The following is a 20,401-nucleotide window of genomic DNA, read 5'->3' on the forward strand; positions in this document are numbered from 1 at the left end:
CTGTACCCATGACACTCCCGGAGAGCGCCGTGCCCCGCCAGACCCTCGCCGAACAGGTCGCCCAGTCCCTCGCCCGACAGATCCGCGAAGGCGCGCTGCAGCGCGGCGACCGCCTGCCCTCGCTGCGCGAGTACATGCGCCTGCACGGCCACTCGAAGAATACCGTGATCACCGCCTACGAGCTGCTGGCCGCCCAGGGCCTGGTGGAGGCGCGCCACGGCAAGGGCTTCTTCGTCCGCGCCAGCGTCCCGCGCGGCAGCGAGGCCGAGGAGCCGCTGCCCTACACCCGCGCCCTGGACACCATCTGGATGATGCGCCAGCAGTTCGTCCGCGAGCCGGCCCGGGCGCCACTGGGCGAAGGCTTCCCGCCGGTGGCCTGGCTGCAGGACATGCGCCTGGACCGCTTCACCCGCCAGGTGCTGCGCAACGACGCCAATTCGCTGTTCCGCTACGGCAACCGCCTGGGCAACCCGGCGCTGCGCCAGAGCCTGGTGCGCCGCCTGGCCGGCTACGCCATCGACGGCAACCCGCGGCAACTCCTCACCACCCACGGCGCCAACCATGCGCTGGACCTGATCGTCCGGCGCTTCGTCGCCCCCGGCGACGCGGTGCTGGTGGAGAACCCCGGCTACTACCCGCTGTTCGGCAAGCTGCAGCTGCAGGGCGCGCGCATGCTCAGCGTGCCGCGCCTGGCCGACGGGCCGGACCTGCAGGTGCTGGAGCAGTTGCTGCGCCACGAACGGCCGAAGCTGTTCTTCCTGCAATCGGTGGGGCACAACCCCACCGGCTCGGACATCTCGCCGGTGAAGGCGCACCAGTTGCTGAAGCTGGCCGACGAGCACGACCTGCTGCTGGTGGAGGACGACGCCCTGGCCGACTTCAAGCCCAGTTCGGCGATCAAGGTCGCCACCCTCGACCAGCTGCGCCGCACGCTCTACGTCGGCAGCTTCTCCAAGTCGATCTCGGCCTCGCTGCGGGTCGGCTTCATCGCCGGCAGCCGCGAGCGCATCGAGGAACTGGCGAACCTGAAGATGCTGCTGCACACCAGTTGCTCGGAGCTGTGCGAGCGCACCGTGGACGTGGCGCTGGGCGAAGGCTACTTCCTGCGCCACCTCACCCGCCTGCAGGCCCAGGTCGCCGAGGCCACCCGCGCCGCGCTGGCGGTGCTGGACGAGTTGGGCGCCGAGGTGCTGTGCCGTCCGCAGCAGAGCCTGTACCTCTGGGCACGCTTCCCGCACATCGACGACGCCGAGGCCTTCACCCGCACCACGCTGCCCCAGGGCCTGGCCCTGGCGCCGGGCGCCATCTTCAGCACCGATCGCGGCCAGGCCAACCCCTGGATGCGCCTGAACGTCGCCTACCTGCAGGACCCGCTGTTCGCTGCCTGCGTGCGTCAGGCCCGGGGCGCGCGGCGGTAGACCAGGGTGTCCTGGGTGCCGTGCCAGGCATCGTTGCGCGCCCCGCGCAGGGTGCGCACCAGGCGGAAGCCGGCGGCCTCGGCCAGGCGCTGGCTGCGCGGGTTGGCCGAGGACGTGGTGAGGTACAGCCAGGCCCGCGGCAGTTGCGCGCAGACCTCGCGCAGGGCCGCGCTCAGGTAGCCCTGGCCGGCGAAGCGCGAACTGGCCCAGTAGCCGATCACGTAACTGTCGCCCCTGCCCCGGGGCTGCAGGCCGATGCAGCCGATCACCTCGGCGCGGTCGGCGCTGAGCAGGAACAGGCGCTTCTCCGCCAGAGGCGCGGCGTAGTTGGCGATGGCGCCCTTGAGCGAGCGCAGCACCTGCTCGGCGCTCACCTGCGGCGTCACCCAGTCGAGGAAGGGCGCGTGCTCCGCGTAGCTGTCCTGCAGGGCCCGGCGCAAGGGTTCGCAGAGCGCCAGGCTGGGGCGTACCAGCACGGCGTCGCGGGTGGTCAGGCGGTACTCCACGGGGGGCGTTTCTTCAGGTGGCGGCATTCGGCCAGACTACCTCAGCCCGGCGCCGCCGGCACCTCCCGGCTGCGTCGGCCGGTCTCGTCTAGGGTATTGGGTAGAGACGAGCCGTGACGGAAACCAAGCCATGATCGACCTGGAGCTGACCAGGCGCCTGCTCGACGGCGCCCGCCGCGCCGACGGCGGCCCCTTCCCGGCGGAGGCCATCGCCCGCCACTACCACGCCGAACTGCACCGCCGCCTGGGCGCGGAGGCGCCGGATGCCGACGTGGTCATCGCCAACGCGCTGATCCTCACCGACCTGATGCGCCGCCTGGGCCTGCTGGAAGGCCTCTACCACGGCAACGAGGTCGGCACCCCCAGCGACGGCGAACGCCTGACCGGGGACGGCGAGCGCTTCCTTGTGCTGCTGGACGATCCGCGGTTCGTCGAGTACCTGGGCAGGCAGCCCTTGCGTGGTGATCGCGAAACGGTGCTGGAGGCTATCCGTCGGTTCAGTCCGGCGGGTGGATGAGCCTGGCATATGGGGCTTGCGTAGGATGGGTGTCGTACCAGCCGGCAATGCCGGCGTTTCCGGCTGACGCCGGACTTCCCACTCACGCCGAACGGTCCCCTCTCCCTTCAGGGGGAGGGTTAGGGAGGGGGCTTGGTGTCAGGGGAAACGCCATCACTGGGATCGAGCTCCGTCCCCTCTCCCCAGCCCTCTCCCTGAAGGGAGAGGGGGCTATCCGTGCCCAGCGTGAGTGTCGTGCCAGCCGGTGATGCCGGCGTTTCCGGCTGACGCCGGACTTACCACTCACGCCAAACGGTGCCCTCTCCCCAACCCTCGCCTACGCGGCCCGCGCTGAAGGGAGAGAGGGCTGTCCCGAGCAAACGGATAACGCAGCGTCAGCCGGCAAGTCCGTAGGGCGAATAACCGTTCGCGGTTATCCGCCGCCACTTCGTGCCGCCGGTGAGTCCAATCGCGGACGGAGTCCGCTACTACGACCGTGCTTCCTGGAACCGTAGGAGCGGGCCCTGCCCGCGATCATGGCGTTATCCGAATACCTCACCCCGGATCGAGCTCCGCACCCTCTCCCGCTCAGAACCCCACGCTCGCCTGCACGAAGAACGTCCGCGGCTGGCCGGCGTAGATGCCGGCGTTGTTGTCGCTGGAGCGGGTGAAGCTCTCCTTGTCGAAGATGTTCTTCACCCCCGCACCGAGCTTGAGGTTGGACAGCTGCGGGCCGAAGTCGTAGCCCACCCGGGCGTTCCACAGGGCGTAGCCGGGGATGTCGCCGTACTGGCCGTCGGCGGTCGGCTCGGTGATGTAGTTGTGGGTGAAGCTGCCGTCGGCGTTGGTGCTCGGGCCGGGGGAGCGTTGCTTGGACTGGGCGAAGGCATCGACGTTGTAGGTCCAGCGGTCGCGCACGTAGCGCAGACCCAGGGTGGCCACCTGGCGCGAGTAGAACGGCAGGTCGCGGCCCTTGAAGCCGGGGATCTCGCCTTCGTAGGTGGCGCGGGTGTAGGTCAGGGTGCCGTAGGCGGTCAGGCCTTCCAGGCGCGGGTCCAGCGCCGCCAGGTCGTAGTGCAGCGAGGTCTCGATGCCCTGGTGCCTGGTGGCGCCCAGGTTGGTCCAGCCCACGTCGTTGCTGATGTACTGCAGCTCGTCGTCGAAGTCGATGTAGAACAGCGTCACCTCGCCGCCCCAGGCGCCGTCGTCGTAGCGCGTGCCGAGCTCGTAGGTGCGCGCCTTCTCCGGTTCCAGGCCGTCGGCGGTCTGGTCGCCGCGGCCGCCCTGGCCGAGCTGGAAGTACTGCAGGCTGCCGAAGGAGGTCTCGTAGTTGGCGAACAGCTTCCAGGCGTCGGAGACGTGGTACATCACGCTCAGCGCCGGCAGCGGCTCGTTGTAGTCCTTGCTGCGGTTCTTCGCCTGCACCGGCTTGCCCTTGTTGTCCAGCACCGGGCGGTCCTGCCAGTCGGTGGAGATGCGCTCGAAGCGGATGCCGGGGGTCACCGTCCAGTTGCCGACGTCGATCTTGTCGTCGATGTACAGCGAGTTGGCCTCGGTGCCGCCGGTGCGGTCCTGGTAGACGTGGCCGTCGGCGCCGGGTTGCGGCGTGGGCACGTTGTTCACCAGGGCCACCTGGGAGGCGCGCTCTTCCATGTCTTCCTTCAGGTAGCGGTAGCCGACGCTGGCTTCCTGGGTGGTCGGGCCGAGGAAGAAGATCCGCGAGATGCGCGGCTCGAAGCCGAAGGTGTGGTAGTCGCGCGGGTAGGACGCGAGGGTCTTGAGGTCGCGGTTGGCGATGTCGCTGCCGCGGAAGCTGTCGCTGTAGTAGGTCAGCACTTCCAGCTGGGTCAGGTCGTCGATCTTGCGCGTCCACTTGAACGAGCCGTCGCTGCGGCGGCCGCGGAAGTTGTCGTAGTCGCGCACCGACTGGTAGGGGTCGTGGTCGTACTGCGCCTGGGTCAGGCCGCCGGGCATGTCGACGGTGCCGTCGTAGTAGTGCAGGTTCAGCGCGAAATCGTCGGCGTCGGTGGGCGCCCAGTGGGTCTTCAGGGTGACGTCGTCGATGTCGTTGTGGTTGTTGCTGTCGCGGTAGCCGTCGCCCTTCACCCCGGAATACAGCAGGGCCATGCCGATGCCGTTGTCGGCGGTGCCGCCGATGAAGGCGTTCTGCATCTGCTTCCAGCCGCCATGGCCGGCGTGCTCGACGGTGGTGCCCACCTCGCCGGAGAACTTCTTGGGGATGGCCCGGGTGACGAAGTTGATCACCCCGCCGACGTTCTGCGGGCCGTAGCGCACGGAACCGGCGCCGCGCACCACGTCGATGCTGTCGTAGCTGCCGGCCACGCCGGGGAACATCGACAGCTGCGGCTGGCCATAGGGCGCCACGGCGGCCGGCACGCCGTCGATGAGGATGGTGGAGCGCGGCGACAGGCGCGAGGTCAGGCCGCGCACGCCGACGTTGAGGGAGACGTCGCTGCCGCCGGTGCCGTTGTTGTCCTGCACCTGCACGCCGGGGATGCCGCGCAGCGCCTCGCGCACGCTGACCACGCCCTTCTCCTGCATGGCCTCGCGGCGCACCACGGTGCGCGCGCCGGGGTGGTTCTGCACGTCGCGTTCCTGGGCGTCGGCCAGCCAGTCGCCGACCACCTTCACCTCGGAGGACTCCATCTGCAGCGGCTCGTCGGCGCCGGCCGCGCGCTTGCGCAGGACGATGCCGTTGCCGACCACCTGGTAGTCCAGGCCGCTGCCCTGCAGCAGGCGTTCCAGGGCCTGCTCCGGGGTCAGCTCGCCGCTGACCGCCGGGGCCTGCTTGCCCTCCACCAGGTCGGGGGTGAAGAACAGCTGCAGCGACGCCTGCTGGCCCAGTTGCTTGAGCGCGTCGTTCAGCGGCATCGGGCGGATGTCCACCTGGGCGGCCTGGGCCTGGCCGGTGGCGGCGGCGATGGCCAGGCCCAGGGCCAGTGGCAGAAGGCGCCGACCGGCGCGGGGGGAAGGCATGCGAAGCGAAGGGTTGGTCACGATGTTCCTGTTCCTTGAGGTCCCAATGGCGGCTCGCAGGAAAGGGGCCTGGCGAGCCTTTGCCGGGGAAGACGAAACAGGGCGATGAAAACCTGAATCTAACGGAGAATTATTTCGCTTGAGCCATCGGGCAAGGCCCGCACCCTGACCGGCAGCAGGTGCGGCAGCGCCATCAGCAAGGCGTCGGTGTCGTCCACGCGGAACACGCTGGTCAGGCGCATCTTCGCCACTTCCGGCCCTGCGACGCGCAGCGGCTGGGCACGGTAGCGGGAAACCTCGCGGGCCACTTCGGCCAGGCTCGCGCCGTTGAACACCAGGCGCCCGTCGCGCCAGGCGGTCTGTGCGGCGACGTCGGTGGCCGCGGCCGGCGCCACCCGCCCCCGGGCGTCGATGCGCGTGCCCAGCCCCGCGGTCAGCAGCTGTTCGGCGGCGGCCGCTTCGCGCCCGGCCACCCGTACCTTGCCCTCCTCCACCGCTACCCGCACTTCCCCGGCGTCACGACGCACGTCGAAGCGCGTGCCGGTGACGGTCACCGCGCCCAGCCCGGCGTCGACCACGAAGGGCCGGTCGGCGGCATGGGCGACGCTGAACATGGCCTCGCCGCGCTCCAGGGTCACGTCGCGGCGCAGGTCTCGGAAGCGCACCTGCAGGCGGGTGTTGCCGTTGAGTTCCAGTTGGCTGCCGTCGGGCAGCTCCACCTGGCGGCGTTCGCCCAGGGCGGTGTGGAACTCGGCGCTGTAGTCGCGGCCCCAGCCGCCGAACAGCGCGACGCCGGCGGCCAGCCCGGCCACACAGGCCGCCGCGGCGAACGCCGGCCAGCGCCGCCGTGCACTGCGCGGGCGCAGGGCGATGGGCTCGTCGGCGGCCAGTTGGCGCAGGCGCTGCGCCGGGATCAGGTCGGCGGCGCTCCACAGGCGCTGCAGCTGCTCGAATTCGTGGCGGTGCGCCGGCGTCGCCAGCCAGGCCTCGAAGGCGGCCTGCCCGGCGGCGTCCAGCGCGCCGTCCTGGAGGCGCGCGAACCAGCGGGCGGCGGCGTCGCGCGGCGGCTCGGTCAGCGCCATGGGCGTTTCCCCGGCACGGTCCTGAGGGTGGGTTTCACTGGCTGGTCCTTCATCACGGTGAATCACGGTGCATCGCCCAGGCGATCCCTGAGGTGGCGCAGGGTACGGATCATGTATTTTTCCACCATGTTCCTGCTCAAGCCCAGGCGCTCGGCGATTTCCGCCTGGGACAGCCCCTCCAGCTTCTGCCAGACGAACACCTTGCGGCAATTGGCCGGCAGTTCGGCCAGGGCGCGTTCGATGGAACCGGCCAGCTGCACCGCGTGCATGGTGGTCTCCGGGTCGCCGTCGGGCGCTTCGTGCCCGTCCAGGTGCTCGATGCCCACCGGCGGGTGCGCCTGCTCGCGGCGGAAGGCGTCGATGGCCAGGTTGCGCGCCGTGCGGTGCAGGTAGGCGCGCGGCTGCGCCACCGCGGCCTGCGGGGTTTCCAGCAGGCGCAGGTAGGTGTCGTGGGCCAGGTCCTCCGCATCGACGCGGTTGCGCAGGCGGCGGGTCCAGGCTCCGATGAGCTCCTCGTAGTGTTCGAAGAGCCCAGGCTTGCGCGGTGGTTTGGCGGGCATGGGGGGAATAAACGCGAAGAATGAGCAAATGGTAATGCTTCCTGTTTTCCGCTGGCAATGTCCGCCCGGCAACTTCCCGCGGCATTTCCACCGGCAAGCCGCCGGAACCCCGGGCCGCCTGTGCCCGTCAATCCAGTAGACGCAACGAGGAAGGAGCATCGAACATGAAAGGCATTGGCATCCTCCGCGGCGCCCTGCTCTGGGGCGCCCTGCTGGTATCCGCACCGCTGCTGGCGGCGGACGCCGGGGTGCAGGACTTCGTCAGCCGGGCCTCGGCCGCCGGCCTGGCCAACATAGACGCGGCCAAGATGGCGCTGAGCAAAAGCCGCTCGGCGGACGTGAAGACCTTCGCCGTCCACCTCATCGACGACAACACCAAGACCAACGTCCAGCTCAAGACCCTGGCCGAAAGCCGCCGCCTGCAACTGGCCGAAGGGCCCGACGAGGCCGGCCGCGCCAGGCTGCAGGAGCTGGAGGCGCGCCAGGACGACTTCGACGCGGCCTTCGCCCACAGCCAGGTGCGCGCCCAGGAAGAGGCGCTGCGGCTGTTCAGCGAGGCGGCGGAACAGGCCGGCGACGAGGACGTGCGGCAATTCGCCCAGAACAACCTGGCGGTGCTGCGCCTGCACCTGCAGATGGCCCGCCAGCTGGCCGGGGCCCATGGCGCCGGCTGAGCCGCCGGCCACCCATCCGAAACCCCGAACCCTGGCCCTGCCCCGGCCTCTGCCGAATGAAACCGGCTAAACCTACTGGGGACGGACGCTTCCGGGCAGCGCAGGACTCCCGGACGAAGCCTCACCCAGACACCACAGGAGAACCCCATGACCCCGCATCGATGGTTTCCCTCCCGCCGGCACGACGGCGTGACCGAACTGCAGACACTGGTCGACGAACTGGGGGCGCTGCTCGAAGGCAGCCACGACCTGGCCGCCAAGGACATCCCCGCGTTCAAGGCGCGCCTGCGCCACCTGACGGACGACTGCCATGCCATCGGCGACCGCCTGGTCTACCAGGGCCGGCGCGCGCTGCGCCGCGGTGGCGACTACGCCAGCGAGCATCCCTGGCAGGTCGCGCTCATCCTCGCCGCCACCTGCGGAGCGCTGGTCGCCGCCTGTCTGATCAACCGCCGGCGCTGAACCCGCACCGCCGCCCGGGCGCCAGGCCCGCACCTCGTACGCGAACCGCGCCACGGATTCGGCGCGTGCAGGCCTTCGCGCGCTTCCGCATCGCGCATTTTTAGTATGTAATTACATGATACGTAGTACATTACGAAATCACGGGGGCAGCCATGGCACGGGGCGGGATCAACAAGGCGCTGGTACAGAAGGCGCGCATGGCCATACTGGCCCGCGGGGAGAACCCGAGCATCGACGCCCTGCGCGTGGAGCTGGGCAACACCGGCTCCAAGACCACCATCCACCGCTACCTGAAGGAGCTGGAAGCCGAGGCCGGCGGCGACGCCGGGCGTCCCCTCGCCTTCAGCGAGGAGCTGGGCAACCTGGTGGCGCAGCTAGCCGAGCGCCTGCAGCAGGAGGCCCGCGACTCGGTGGCCGAGGACCGCGCCAGGCTGTCCCGCGAGCGGCTGGACTACCAGCAGCAGGTGCGCACCGCCCAGCAGCGCATCGAGCAGTTGCAGGCCCAGAACCAGGCGCTGGAGACGCAGCTGCGGGAAACCCGCGAGCAGCTGGAGCAGACCCGCCAGCAGAAGCACCAGGGCGAGCTGGCCAGCGCCCGCCTGCGCCAGGCCGCCGGCGACCTGGAAACCCGCCTGCGCGAGCGTGACGCGCAGATCGCCGCGCTGGAGGAAAAGCACAACCACGCCCGCCTCGCCCTGGAGCACTACCGCCAGGCCGCGAAGCAGGAGCGCGAACAGCAACAGCGCCAGCACGAAGCCCAGCTGCAGCAGCTGGCGGGCGAACTGCGCCAGACGCAGCAGGGCCTGGCCGCGCGCCAGGACGAGCTGACACGGCTGAACCGCGACAACGAGCGCCTGCTCACCGAGGCGCGCCTGCTGCGCGACCAGCAGCAGGAGCAACAGCAGCAACTGGCCCGCCACGCCCTGGCGATGGAAGCCCTGCGCCAGGAACGGGCCCAGGCCGAAGGCGCCCGCTCGGTGCTGGAGCAGCGCAACCTGGCCCAGGGCGAGGAACTGGCGCGCCTGGAACAGCACGGCCGCGAGCAGTCCCGGCAGTTGCAGGCCCTGCAGCAGCGCCTGCAGGAGCTGAGCCTGGCGCTGCGCGACGAAGCGCCCTGAAGCGCCTTCTGCGACTTATTGCCGGTGGCGCCCCGCGTCTCGCCAGCTAGGCTATAGCGACCACCCGGGTTTCTTTCGCAGCGACCAGCGACCTCCCGCAAGCCGGGACGTCGGCCCTGCCGGCGATTGGTCCAGCGGCTTTCCGGCCCTTCGGCCGGGGGATTGCCCGGGGCGCTGAACAAGCGTGGACCCATCGCAACCGGCAAGGTATTCCGCAATGCACGATATCGACCCCGTTGAAACCCAGGAGTGGCTGGACGCCCTGGAATCTGTGCTCGACCGCGAAGGCGAAGAGCGCGCCCACTACCTGATGACGCGCATGGGCGAGCTGGCCAGCCGCACCGGCACCCAACTGCCCTACGCCATCACCACCCCCTACCGCAACACCATCCCGGTGGGCCACGAGGCGCGAATGCCGGGGGACCTGTTCATGGAGCGGCGCATCCGCTCGCTGGTGCGCTGGAACGCCCTGGCCATGGTGATGCGCGCCAACCACAAGGACCCGTCCCTGGGCGGCCACATCTCCACCTTCGCCTCCTCGGCGACGCTCTACGACATCGGCTTCAACTACTTCTTCCGCGCCCCCAGCGAGGAACATGGCGGCGACCTCATCTACTTCCAGGGCCACGCCTCCCCCGGCATCTACGCCCGCGCCTTCATCGAGGGGCGCCTGAGCGAGGAGCAGCTGGAGAACTTCCGCCAGGAGGTGGACGGCCACGGCCTGTCCTCCTACCCGCACCCCTGGCTGATGCCGGACTTCTGGCAGTTCCCCACGGTATCCATGGGCCTGGGGCCGATCCAGGCCATCTACCAGGCGCGCTTCATGAAGTACCTGGAAAGCCGCGGCTTCATTCCCCCGGGCCAGCAGCGCGTGTGGTGCTTCCTCGGCGACGGCGAGACCGACGAGCCCGAATCCCTCGGCGCCATCTCCCTGGCCGGGCGCGAGAAGCTGGACAACCTGATCTTCGTGGTCAACTGCAACCTGCAGCGCCTGGACGGCCCGGTGCGCGGCAACGGCAAGATCATCCAGGAACTGGAAGGCGTGTTCCGCGGCGCCAGCTGGAACGTCATCAAGGTCATCTGGGGGCGCTTCTGGGACCCGCTGTTCGCCAAGGACACCGCCGGCCTGCTGCAGGCGCGCATGGACGAGGCGGTGGACGGCGACTACCAGAACTACAAGGCCAAGGACGGCGCCTACGTGCGCGAGCACTTCTTCGGCACCCGCCCTGAGCTGCTGGAGATGGTCAAGGATCTCTCCGACGACGAGGTCTGGAAGCTCAACCGCGGCGGCCACGACCCCTACAAGGTCTACGCGGCCTACCACGCGGCGGTGAACCACAAGGGCCAGCCGAGCGTGATCCTGGCCAAGACCATCAAGGGCTACGGCACCGGCACCGGCGAGGCGAAGAACATCGCCCACAACATCCACGAGATCGACGTGGCCAGCCTGCGCGCCTTCCGCGACCGCTTCGACATCCCGATCCGCGACGCCGACCTGGAGAAGGTGCCCTTCTACAAGCCCGAGCCCGGCAGCGCCGAGGCCAAGTACCTGGCCGAGCGCCGCGCCGAGCTGGGCGGCTCGGTGCCGCACCGCCCGGGCAACGCCTTCAGCGTGCCGGTGCCGCCGCTGGAGACCCTCAAGGCCATGCTCGACAGCACCGGCGACCGCGAGATCTCCACCACCATGGCCTTCGTGCGGATCATCTCGCAGCTGATCAAGGACAAGGAGATGGGCCCGCGCATCGTCCCCATCATCCCCGACGAGGCACGCACCTTCGGCATGGAGGGCATGTTCCGCCAGCTGGGCATCTACTCCTCGGTCGGCCAGCTGTACGAGCCGGTCGACAAGGAACAGCTGATGTTCTACCGCGAGGACAAGAAGGGCCAGATACTGGAAGAAGGCATTACCGAGGCCGGCGCCATGTCCTCGTTCATCGCCGCCGGCAGCGCCTACAGCAACTACCGCCAGCCGATGCTGCCGTTCTACATCTTCTACTCGATGTTCGGCTTCCAGCGCATCGGCGACCTGGCCTGGGCCGCCGGCGACGCCATGGTCCGCGGCTTCCTGCTCGGCGGCACCGCCGGGCGCACCACGCTCAACGGCGAAGGCCTGCAGCACGAGGACGGCCAGAGCCACGTGCTCGCCTCGGTGATTCCCAACTGCCGCACCTACGACCCCACCTACGCCTACGAGCTGGCGGTGATCATCCACGATGGCGCGCGGCGCATGCTGCAGGAACAGGAAAACATCTTCTACTACATCACAGTGATGAACGAGAACTACCCGCACCCGGCCATGCCCGCCGGCGCGGAGGAAGGCATCATCCGCGGCATGTACCTGCTGGAGGAGGACAGGAAGGACGCCGCCCACCACGTGCAGCTGCTGGGCTCGGGCACCATCCTGCGCGAAGTGGAGGCGGCGGCGAAGATCCTGCGCGAGGACTTCGGCATCGGTGCCGACGTCTGGTCGGTCCCCAGCTTCAACGAGCTGCGCCGCGACGGCCTGGCCACCGAGCGCTGGAACCGCCTGCACCCGGAGCAGAAGCCGGCGAAGAGCTACGTCGAGCAGTGCCTGGAAGGCCGCAAGGGCCCGGTGATCGCCTCCACCGACTACATGAAGCTGTACGCCGAGCAGATCCGCCAGTGGGTACCGGGCAAGGAATACAAGGTGCTGGGCACCGACGGCTTCGGCCGCAGCGACACCCGCCGCAAGCTGCGCGACTTCTTCGAGGTGGACCGCCGCTGGATCGTCCTGGCGGCGCTGGAGTCCCTGGCCGACCGCGGCGACATCGAGCCCAAGGTGGTGGCCGAGACCATCGTCAAGCTCGGCCTCGACCCGAACAAGCGCAACCCCCTGGACTGCTGAGGAGACGCATCGTGAGCGAGCTGATCCGCGTACCCGACATCGGCAACGGCCAGGGTGAAGTCATCGAACTGCTGGTCAAGGTCGGCGACAAGGTCGAGGCCGAGCAGAGCCTGCTGACTCTGGAATCCGACAAGGCCAGCATGGAAATCCCCTCGCCCAAGGCCGGCGTGGTGAAGAGCATCAAGGTCAAGGTCGGCGACACCCTGAAGGAAGGCGACGAAATCCTCGAACTGGAGGCCGAGGGCGGCACCGCCGAGGCCCCCGGGGCAGAGGCGCCCGCCCCGGCTGCCGAAGCGCCCGAGGCGGCGCCCGCCGAGGTACCGGCGCCTGCGCCAACGCCGCGGGCAAGTGGCGGCGGCGTGCAGACGGTGCGGGTGCCGGACATCGGCAACGGCCAGGGCGAGATCATCGAGCTGATGGTCAAGGTCGGCGAGCGCATCGAGGCCGACCAGAGCCTGCTGACCCTGGAGTCCGACAAGGCCAGCATGGAAATCCCCTCGCCCGCCGCCGGCGTGGTCAAGGCCCTCAAGGTGAAGCTCGGCGACACCTTGAAGGAAGGCGACGAAATCCTCGAACTGGAAGCCGAGGGCGAGGCAGCCCCGGCTGCAGCCTCTGCGGCGGCGGCACCGGCAGCGGCTCCGGAAGCCACCCCCAGCGCCCCGGCGCCCGCCGCCGCGCCGGCCAAGGCCGAGGCGCCCCCGCCGGTGGGCGCGCCCAGCCGCGATGGCACCAAGGTCCACGCCGGCCCGGCCGTGCGCATGCTGGCCCGCGAGTTCGGCGTCGAACTGGCGGAAGTGAAGGCCACCGGGCCCAAGGGCCGCATCCTCAAGGAAGACGTGCAACTGTTCGTCAAGGAGCAGCTGCAACGGCCCAAGGGCCCGGCGGCGGGAGCCGGCGGCGGCGCGGGCATTCCGCCGATCCCGGAAGTGGACTTCAGCAAGTTCGGCGAAGTGGAAGAAGTGGCCATGACCCGCCTGATGCAGGTCGGCGCCGCCAACCTGCACCGCAGTTGGCTGAACGTGCCCCACGTGACCCAGTTCGAGTCGGCCGACATCACCGAGGTGGAAGCCTTCCGCGTGGCGCAGAAGGCGGTGGCGGAAAAGGCCGGCACCAAGCTGACCATCCTGCCGATCCTGCTCAAGGCCTGCGCCCACCTGCTCAGGGAACTGCCGGACTTCAACAGCTCCCTGGCCCCCAGCGGCAAGGCGCTGATCCGCAAGAAGTACGTGCACATCGGCTTCGCCGTGGACACCCCGGACGGCCTGCTGGTGCCGGTGATCCGCGACGTCGACCAGAAGAGCCTGCTGCAGCTGGCCGCCGAGGCCGCGGAACTGGCGGAGAAGGCGCGCACCAAGAAGCTCTCGGCCGACGCCATGCAGGGCGCCTGCTTCACCATCTCCAGCCTCGGCCACATCGGCGGCACCGGCTTCACGCCGATCGTCAACGCGCCGGAAGTGGCGATCCTCGGGGTGAGCAAGGCGACCATCCAGCCGGTGTGGGACGGCAAGGCCTTCCAGCCGCGCCTGATGCTGCCGCTGTCGCTGTCCTACGACCACCGCGTGATCAACGGCGCCGCCGCGGCACGCTTCACCAAACGCCTGGGGGAACTGCTGGCAGATATCCGAACGTTGTTGCTGTGATCCGCCATGATCGCGGACAGAGTCGCTCCTACGGTTCCAGGAAGCACGGACGTAGGAGCGGGCCCTGCCCGCGAATCGCGCGCAGGGCGCGCTCCTACAGGTGGGACAGCCGTGGCGGGGTAGGAGCGGACTCCGTCCGCGATTGGACTCACCGACCACGCCGGACGCCCCCGTGGCACGGATGGCGGCGGATAACCGCGAACGGTTATTCGCCCTACACGAATCCCCGTAGGGCGCATAACGCCTACGGCGTTATCCGCCGCCATCCCCGGGTACCGACGTTCCGGCAGAACACGAAGCGATACCCATGACCACGGCAACATGGGTGTCGCCCAGGCCCACCCCACCTGCAAAAGGCGCGAGCCCATGCCCCTCCCCCGTCATCGGCTATGCTGAAAACACGGGTTCGCAAGCCCCCCTGCCGCCACCTGGGCGGGCCGCAAGCCTCAGCCGGAGCCTGTCGACACCGTGTTAGCCAGCCCTGCCCTGACCGCCTTCATCGCCCCCAGCGGCCCCGCCCTGCGCTTCGCCGGCAAGACACTGCTGGCCGGCGGCATCGCCCTGTGGCTGTCGTTCCGCCTGGACCTGGAGCAGCCGCAGTGGGCGCTGATGACGGTGTTCATCGTGTCCCAGCCGCTGTCCGGGATGGTCGTCGCCAAGGGCCTGTTCCGCCTGCTCGGCACCCTGGTCGGGACCACCATGGCGGTGGTCATCATGGCGCTGTTCGCCCAGACGCCCTGGCTGTTCCTGCTGGTGGTGGCGCTGTGGATGGGCCTGTGCACCGCGGCCTCGACCCTGCTGCGCAACCATGTGTCCTATGCCTTCGTGCTGTCCGGCTACACGGTGGCGATCATCGCCCTGCCGGCGATCAACGTGCCGCTGCAGGTGTTCGACCAGGCCGTGGCGCGCTGCACGGAAATCTGCCTGGGCATCGTCTGCGCCTCGGTGGTCAGCGCCACCCTGTGGCCGCAGAGGGTCGAGGAGAACCTCGCGCGGGTCGCCCGCGAAACCCTGGACGCGGCCCTGCAGGCGGCAGCCAATGCGGTGCGCGGCCAGGCGCGCGAGCCGGAGGGCATCCTGCAGTTGCTCGGCCGCATCGTCGCCGCCGACGCCCAGCGCGACCACGCCTGGTTCGAAGGGCACCAGGGCCGGCGCCGGGCGCTGGCGCTGCGCACCCTGTCGCGCGACGTGCTGAGCCTGCTGCGCACCGCCCGCGGGGTGTCGCGCCAGCGGCAGTTGCTCACGCCCGAAGCGGAAGCGCAGCTGCGCCCCTGGGCCGACGAACTGCTGGCGCTGCTGCCGAGCCATTCCCCCGAGCGGCTGCACGACCTGCGCGACCGCCTGCTGCGGGCCAGCGCCGACGAGGCCCTGCACAACGACCTGCGCTACTGCCTGGCGCGCTGCGCGTTGCTGCTGGTCAAGGCCGAGGCCGCCGAAACGGCCGCCGCCGGGGTGGCCAGCGGCGAGTTCAGCGGCGACGCCAGCAGCGGCCTGTCCTGGCACCGCGACTGGCAGATGGCGCTGTTCTACGGCCTGCGCAGCGCCCTGGCGCTGCTGGGCATCGCCGCCTTCTGGCTGGCCAGCGCCTGGCCGGCGGCGGTGGGCGGCATGCTCATGGCCGGCATCCTCTGCAGCCTGTTCGCCAACCGCGACAATGCCGTGGAGCTGAGCATGAGCTTCCTGCGCGGCATCCTCTACGCGCTGCTGGCGGCCATAGTGGTCGACCAGTGGCTGCTGCCGCAGTGGAACGGCTTCCCGCTGCTGTGCATGGCCCTGGGCGTACCGCTGTTCTTCGCCGCCCTGGGCATGGCCGGGCCGCCGGCGCTGATCGGCACCGCCACCACCTTCGCCATCCAGTTCATCACCTTCATCGCGCCGCGCAACGACATGCACTACGACTTCGCCAGCCTGCTCAACTCGGCCCAGGCCACGGTCATCGGCGTGGGCTTCGCCGCCATGGTGTTCCGCCTGCTGGCGCTGCCGCCGGACTGGGTGATCCGCCGCCAGGGCCAGGCCATGGCGCTGGACCTGGGGCGCCTCACCCGCTACCCGCTGGCCCAGGCGGAAAGCTGGTTCGGCGGGCGCATGGCCGACCGCCTGATGCGCCTGGCGCGGCACTACGCGCTGCTGCCCCAGGCCCTGCAGCGGCGCTGGCTCGACGGCCTGCTGGCGCTGGACATGGGCAGCGAGCTGCTGCACCTGCGCCACTGCCTGGCCGGCGCCCGGGGCGCGCTGCGCAAGCGCCGGCAGGCCTTCCTCGACCAGCTGGGCGACCTGCTCCAGGCCGGCCCGGCGCCGGGGCGCGAGGCGCGCCTGGACGAACTCTGCGACACGCTGGACGCCGCCCTGCGCAACGACGCCAGCCACCTGGACGAGGACAACCGCCTGGCCCGCGCCGCCCTGCGCCAGCTGAGCCATACCTGGCGCGCCTGGTGCCGCCTGGAGGACGGCCATGAGCCTGGTTGAGCTGCCCCTGGGCGGCGTCTACGTCAGCCCGATGTTCCTCTACGCGCTGGTCGCCCTGGCCCTGACCATCGCCCTGCGCAAGCTGCTGCAGGCCACGCCGGCGGGGCGCTGGATCTGGCACGAGGCGCTGTTCGACTGCGCGTTGTTCACCCTGCTGCTGGCCGCCGTCACCTGGTGCGCCGGCATCGCCAACGGATAACGAGGAGCGCCCGACGTGCGAGCTTTCCTGCGAGTCCTGACCACCCTGCTGGTGGTCGCCGCCGCCGTGCTGGCGGGGCTCTGGCTGTGGCGCTACTACATGCTCTCGCCCTGGACGCGGGATGCCCGGGTGCGCGCCGACGTGGTGGTGATCGCCCCGGACGTGTCCGGCTGGGTCACCGAGCTGCCCATCGTCGACAACCAGAAGGTCAAGGCCGGCGACCTGTTGATGCGCATCGACCGCGACCGCTACCAGGCCAACCTCGACCAGGCCCGCGCCCTGGCCGAGACGCGCAAGCAGGAATACCTGCTGCGGCAGAGCGAGGCCGACCGCCGCAGGCGCCTGACCAGCGCGGCGATCAGCGCCGAGGACCGCGAGACCGCGCAGCTCAACGCCAACATCGCCAACAGCCAGTACCAGGAGGCGCTGGCCGCGGCGCGCCTGGCCGAGATCAACCTGCAGCGCAGCGAGGTGCGCGCCCCGCGCGACGGCCAGGTGACCAACCTGCGCCTGGCCCAGGGCAACTACGCGCAGACCGGCCAGGCGGCGATGGCCCTGGTGGACCAGGGCTCGTTCTACGTCACCGCCTACTTCGAGGAGACCAAGCTGCCCGGCATCCGCGTCGGCCAGCGCGCGCGGGTGACGCTGATGAGCGGCGAGCGCGTGCTCGAGGGCCGGGTGCAGAGCATCAGCAGCGGCATCACCGACCGCAACGCCCTGCCCGACACCCAGTTGCTGGCCAACGTCGAGCCGACCTTCAACTGGGTGCGCCTGGCCCAGCGCATCCCGGTGCGCATCGAGCTGCGGGAGGTGCCCGGGGACATCCACCTCAGCGCCGGCATGACCGCCACGGTCAACATCGAAGCGGATGCCGCGCGCTGATGGCGCTCACCAGAGCGCCAGCGTGTAGTCGACGTTCAGCCGCAGCTCGTTGTCGTCGCGGTGGGTGGCGCCGGGGGCGAAGTCGTTGCGGTACCAGGCGTGGCGCACACGGAAGGCCACGCCCTTGAAGCTGCCGCTCTGCACCGTATAGGACAGCTCGACGTCCTTCTCGCTCTCGGTCAGGCCGCTGCCGCCGAATTTCGCCAGCTCGATGTTGTCGCCGCGCACGTAGCGCAGCATCCCCTTGAGCCCCGGCAGCCCGGCGCCGGCGAAGTCCTGGTCGAACTTCACCTGCCAGCTGCGCTCCTTCGGGTTGAGGAACTCGGAGCTCAGGGTGCCCTCGGTGATCACCAGCGGCTCGGTGCCGAACAGGTAGGGCATGGCCGTGTCGCCGTCCAGGCGCATGTAGCCCACGCCCAGGCTGTGGCTGGCCCAGGCGTAGGTGAGCATCAGCGCGCTGTTGCGGTTGTCCACCTTGCCGGCCTTGGCGGCGCCGTCCTCGCCGGTGACGAACAGGCGGAAGTCGCTCTTCAGCCTGCCCGGGCCCAGCGCGCGCTCGTCGACGAAGCCGAAGTAGTCCTTGCGGTACAGCTGGTCCAGCTCGGCGTGGTAGTACTTCAGCGTCAGCTGTTTCGACCAGGCGTAGTCGCCGCCGAGGAAGATGAACCTGTCCGAGGTGGCGGCGCCGTTGAAGCGGCCGTTGGGCGCGCCGACGCTCATCTTCTGGTAGTCGGTGGAATCGCGCAGGTTGATGCGGTCGAGCCAGCCGGCGTGCAGCGTCAGGCCGTCGATGTCCTGCGAGCGCAGGTAGGTGCCGCGGAAGGTCTGCGGCAACAGGCGCGTGGGGCTGGCGAAGGCGATCGGCAGGAAGGTGCTGATGGTGCCGGCCTGCAGCTCGCTCTTCGACACGCGCATCTTGGCGGTCAGGCCCAGCTCGGAGTAGTCGTCGGCCGGCTCGCGGGTGACCGGGTCGTAGGGCAGCAGCCCGGTGCCGGCGCGGTCCGCCGAGGAGTCCAGCTTCAGCCCGAGCATGCCCTGGGCATCCAGGCCGAAGCCCACCGGGCCCTCGGTGAAGCCCGACCTGAACTTGAGGATGAAGCCCTGGGCCCATTCGCGGGCGGCGGCCTGGGGCGTCTCGCCCAGGTAGTTGCGGTCGAAGTAGTAGTTGCGCAGGACCAGGTCGGCATGGCTGTCGTCGACGAAGCCGGCGGCGCCGGCCGCGGTGGCGGACAGCAGGGCGATGGCGGCGGCCAGGGTGTTCAGGGGTGCCTTGTGCATGGTGCTCTTCACTTTCTTGTAGTTGTACGAAGCCCTGCCGCGCGGGGCGGCATGGGCAGGCGAGGTCGGATCAGTCGGGCAGTTGCGCGGGGCGCCGGGCAGCCAGGCGGAACAGCGCCAGGGCGGCGACCACGATGCCCGGCGCCGAGGCCAGCAGCACGCCGGCGCTGCCGGTGCCCAGGGCGAGCATCTGCCCGGCCACCAGGGGCCCGCTCATGGCGCCCAGGCGGCCCACCGCGACGGCGGCGCCCACCCCGGTGGCGCGCACCCGCGCCGGGTAGAACCAGGGTGCCAGGGCATAGAGCACGCCCTGCCCGCCGGTGGCGAAGAAGCCGGCGACGAAACCGGCCAGCAGCATGCTGCGCAGCTCGGCGGCCAGGCCCAGGCCGGCCAGCGCGGCGAGGATGCCCAGGTACACCAGGGCCGCCGTGGCCCAGGCCGGCAGGCGCTCCATCAGCACGCCGAGGGTCAGGGTGCCGATGGCCGCGCCTATCTGCAGGGCGAACATCACCCAGCTGGCCTGGCTGGGGCTGAAGCCCTGGCCCACCAGCAGGCTGGGCAGCCAGTTGATGAGGATGTAGACCACCATCAGGGTGAAGAAGTAGCTGAGCCAGAGCAGCCAGGTGGCGCCCTGGCCGAGCAGGTCGCGGCGCAGGCTGGCGGGGCTCCCGGCCTCCGCGGCGGCGTGGAACCCGCCGGATTCCGGCAGGTACAGCGCCAGCAGCGGCAGGATCAGCAGCGGCACCACGCCGCCGACGTGGAACACCAGTTGCCAGTTGCCGGCATAACCGGCGATGCCGATGCCGGCGGCCAGCGCCGCGCCCAGGGGCACGCCACAGTACATCAGGCTCACCGCGCTGCCACGCAGGCGCGCGCCGGCGGCCTCGGAACTCAGGGCGATCAGGTTGGGCAGCGCGGCTCCCAGGCCGACGCCGGTGAGCAGGCGCGCCGCCAGCAGGCTGTGCAGGTCCCAGGCGTGGGCGGTGGCCAGGGAGAACACGCCGAACAACGCCACCGAGCCGATCAGCACGCGCTTGCGCCCGACGCGGTCGGCCAGCCAGCCGCCGGCGAAGGCGCCGGGCAGCAGGCCGAGGATGCCGGCGCTGAATACCCAGCCCATCTGCAGCTTGTCCAGCGAGAAGGCTCTGGCCATGCCCGGCCCGGCGATGCCGGCGGCCTGCAGGTCCAGGCCCTCCAGCAGCGCGACCAGGAAGCACAGGCCGAGGGTGGCGAGCAGGCGTGGCTGCTCGCGAAGAATCGCGGTGGAAGTAGTCATGCCGCGGCCCTCCCCTGGCGGGAATACGGGGCGTGGCGGTGGTGCAGCGAAAGGCGATTGCTCATGGGATTTCACCCGTCTTGTTCTTGTAATGGGTGGCGCCGGCCCTCGCGGGGCAGGTGCCGTTTTTTCAACGCCGGCCCAACTCGGCGGCGTGCTTTTGCAGGAGCGCGCCCTGCGCGCTAATCGCAGGCAGGGCCTGCTCCTACAGTCGAGGTGGGACCCACCGGAGCGGACCTTGTCCGCGATAGCCGGGGGTTCCGGCGCGATTCGCGGATGAGATCCGCTCCTACGGGTTGCCCCTGCACCGTGCCTTTGTAGGGGCGCGCCCTGCGCGCGAATCGCAGGCAGGGCCTGCTCCTACAGTCGAGGTGGGACCCACCGTAGGAGCGGACCTTGTCCGCGATAGCCGGAGGTTCCGGCGCGATTCGCGGATGAGATCCGCTCCTACGGGTTGCCCCGACACCGTGCCTTTGTAGGA

16 protein-coding genes are annotated in these 20,401 nt (G+C 70.0%); 10 read left to right on the plus strand and 6 right to left on the minus strand.

All coding sequences use genetic code 11. The features are described 5' to 3' along the window. Positions 1-29 precede the first annotated feature (29 nt). Entirely contained in the window at positions 30-1,418 is a 1,389-nt protein-coding gene (locus CHC02_RS20330; protein WP_089393241.1) for an aminotransferase-like domain-containing protein, read from the plus strand. On the opposite strand, the gene CHC02_RS20335 is transcribed toward CHC02_RS20330, so the two are convergent. Next, positions 1,394-1,924, minus strand: a complete 531-nt coding sequence (locus tag CHC02_RS20335; RefSeq protein ID WP_167364772.1) for a GNAT family N-acetyltransferase — start codon at positions 1,922-1,924, stop codon at positions 1,394-1,396. The two genes, CHC02_RS20330 and CHC02_RS20335, sit on opposite strands and share 25 nt — an antisense overlap. Before the next feature lie 130 nt (positions 1,925-2,054). Here CHC02_RS20335 and CHC02_RS20340 point away from each other — a divergent pair, with 130 nt between their 5' ends. After that, positions 2,055-2,441 (plus strand): hypothetical protein, encoded by a 387-nt coding sequence (locus CHC02_RS20340; protein WP_089393243.1) that lies wholly within the window; start codon positions 2,055-2,057, stop codon positions 2,439-2,441. A 567-nt stretch (positions 2,442-3,008) separates the two neighbouring features. Here the strand turns inward: CHC02_RS20340 and CHC02_RS20345 are convergent. From CHC02_RS20345 to CHC02_RS20355, 3 genes are all read right to left on the minus strand, one after another. Next, complete coding sequence (locus CHC02_RS20345) at positions 3,009-5,417, minus strand: TonB-dependent siderophore receptor (RefSeq protein ID WP_089393244.1); 2,409 nt, start codon at positions 5,415-5,417, stop codon at positions 3,009-3,011. A gap of 119 nt (positions 5,418-5,536) precedes the next feature. Further along, complete coding sequence (locus CHC02_RS20350) at positions 5,537-6,499, minus strand: FecR family protein (protein ID WP_089393245.1); 963 nt, start codon at positions 6,497-6,499, stop codon at positions 5,537-5,539. Positions 6,500-6,561: 62 nt separating this feature from the next. Continuing rightward, positions 6,562-7,059, minus strand: coding sequence for a sigma-70 family RNA polymerase sigma factor (locus CHC02_RS20355; RefSeq protein WP_089393246.1), 498 nt, complete (start codon positions 7,057-7,059; stop codon positions 6,562-6,564). A gap of 164 nt (positions 7,060-7,223) precedes the next feature. On the opposite strand from CHC02_RS20355, the gene CHC02_RS20360 reads away from it, so the two are divergent. The 8 genes from CHC02_RS20360 to CHC02_RS20395 all read left to right on the plus strand — a co-directional run bounded on the left by CHC02_RS20360 (position 7,224) and on the right by CHC02_RS20395 (position 17,366). Continuing rightward, the gene (locus CHC02_RS20360) at positions 7,224-7,733 is read left to right on the plus strand and encodes a DUF4142 domain-containing protein (RefSeq protein WP_089393247.1); all 510 of its coding nucleotides are present in this window, start codon (positions 7,224-7,226) and stop codon (positions 7,731-7,733) included. Between the two features lie 147 nt (positions 7,734-7,880). Further along, positions 7,881-8,195, plus strand: a complete 315-nt coding sequence (locus CHC02_RS20365; RefSeq protein WP_089393248.1) for a hypothetical protein — start codon at positions 7,881-7,883, stop codon at positions 8,193-8,195. A 152-nt stretch (positions 8,196-8,347) separates the two neighbouring features. Continuing rightward, positions 8,348-9,313, plus strand: coding sequence for a DNA-binding protein (locus tag CHC02_RS20370; protein ID WP_089393249.1), 966 nt, complete (start codon positions 8,348-8,350; stop codon positions 9,311-9,313). 217 nt (positions 9,314-9,530) lie between these two features. Beyond that, the gene (aceE, locus tag CHC02_RS20375) at positions 9,531-12,179 is read left to right on the plus strand and encodes a pyruvate dehydrogenase (acetyl-transferring), homodimeric type (RefSeq protein ID WP_089393250.1); all 2,649 of its coding nucleotides are present in this window, start codon (positions 9,531-9,533) and stop codon (positions 12,177-12,179) included. A gap of 11 nt (positions 12,180-12,190) precedes the next feature. Continuing rightward, positions 12,191-13,819: a dihydrolipoyllysine-residue acetyltransferase gene (gene aceF, locus CHC02_RS20380; RefSeq protein WP_089393251.1), complete on the plus strand. Its 1,629-nt coding sequence runs from the start codon at positions 12,191-12,193 to the stop codon at positions 13,817-13,819. 468 nt (positions 13,820-14,287) lie between these two features. Beyond that, positions 14,288-16,285 (plus strand): FUSC family protein, encoded by a 1,998-nt coding sequence (locus CHC02_RS20385; protein ID WP_089393252.1) that lies wholly within the window; start codon positions 14,288-14,290, stop codon positions 16,283-16,285. Next, on the plus strand, positions 16,272-16,484 hold the full coding sequence (locus CHC02_RS20390; RefSeq protein WP_089393253.1) for a DUF1656 domain-containing protein: 213 nt from the start codon (positions 16,272-16,274) through the stop codon (positions 16,482-16,484). Before CHC02_RS20385 ends, CHC02_RS20390 begins: the two co-directional genes overlap by 14 nt. Positions 16,485-16,499: 15 nt before the next feature. Then, positions 16,500-17,366, plus strand: a complete 867-nt coding sequence (locus tag CHC02_RS20395; RefSeq protein WP_089393254.1) for an efflux RND transporter periplasmic adaptor subunit — start codon at positions 16,500-16,502, stop codon at positions 17,364-17,366. A 6-nt stretch (positions 17,367-17,372) separates the two neighbouring features. Here the strand turns inward: CHC02_RS20395 and CHC02_RS20400 are convergent, their stop codons facing one another. Next, positions 17,373-18,644, minus strand: a complete 1,272-nt coding sequence (locus tag CHC02_RS20400) for an OprD family porin (protein ID WP_089393255.1) — start codon at positions 18,642-18,644, stop codon at positions 17,373-17,375. Between the two features lie 70 nt (positions 18,645-18,714). After that, positions 18,715-19,920: a 3-(3-hydroxy-phenyl)propionate transporter MhpT gene (gene mhpT, locus CHC02_RS20405; protein ID WP_089393256.1), complete on the minus strand. Its 1,206-nt coding sequence runs from the start codon at positions 19,918-19,920 to the stop codon at positions 18,715-18,717. Between the last annotated feature and the right edge of the window lie 481 nt (positions 19,921-20,401).

The organism is Pseudomonas delhiensis, from assembly GCF_900187975.1.
Classification (GTDB): domain Bacteria; phylum Pseudomonadota; class Gammaproteobacteria; order Pseudomonadales; family Pseudomonadaceae; genus Pseudomonas; species Pseudomonas delhiensis.

Coding starts and splice junctions, on each gene's coding strand:
- CHC02_RS20355 (WP_089393246.1), bottom strand. CDS start 7,059: ATGCCCGCCAAACCACCGCGCAAGCCTGGGCTCTTCGAACACTACGAG.
- mhpT (WP_089393256.1), bottom strand. CDS start 19,920: ATGACTACTTCCACCGCGATTCTTCGCGAGCAGCCACGCCTGCTCGCC.
- CHC02_RS20365 (WP_089393248.1), top strand. CDS start 7,881: ATGACCCCGCATCGATGGTTTCCCTCCCGCCGGCACGACGGCGTGACC.
- CHC02_RS20340 (WP_089393243.1), top strand. CDS start 2,055: ATGATCGACCTGGAGCTGACCAGGCGCCTGCTCGACGGCGCCCGCCGC.
- CHC02_RS20345 (WP_089393244.1), bottom strand. CDS start 5,417: ATGCCTTCCCCCCGCGCCGGTCGGCGCCTTCTGCCACTGGCCCTGGGC.
- CHC02_RS20400 (WP_089393255.1), bottom strand. CDS start 18,644: ATGCACAAGGCACCCCTGAACACCCTGGCCGCCGCCATCGCCCTGCTG.
- aceE (WP_089393250.1), top strand. CDS start 9,531: ATGCACGATATCGACCCCGTTGAAACCCAGGAGTGGCTGGACGCCCTG.
- CHC02_RS20390 (WP_089393253.1), top strand. CDS start 16,272: ATGAGCCTGGTTGAGCTGCCCCTGGGCGGCGTCTACGTCAGCCCGATG.
- CHC02_RS20360 (WP_089393247.1), top strand. CDS start 7,224: ATGAAAGGCATTGGCATCCTCCGCGGCGCCCTGCTCTGGGGCGCCCTG.
- CHC02_RS20370 (WP_089393249.1), top strand. CDS start 8,348: ATGGCACGGGGCGGGATCAACAAGGCGCTGGTACAGAAGGCGCGCATG.
- CHC02_RS20350 (WP_089393245.1), bottom strand. CDS start 6,499: ATGGCGCTGACCGAGCCGCCGCGCGACGCCGCCGCCCGCTGGTTCGCG.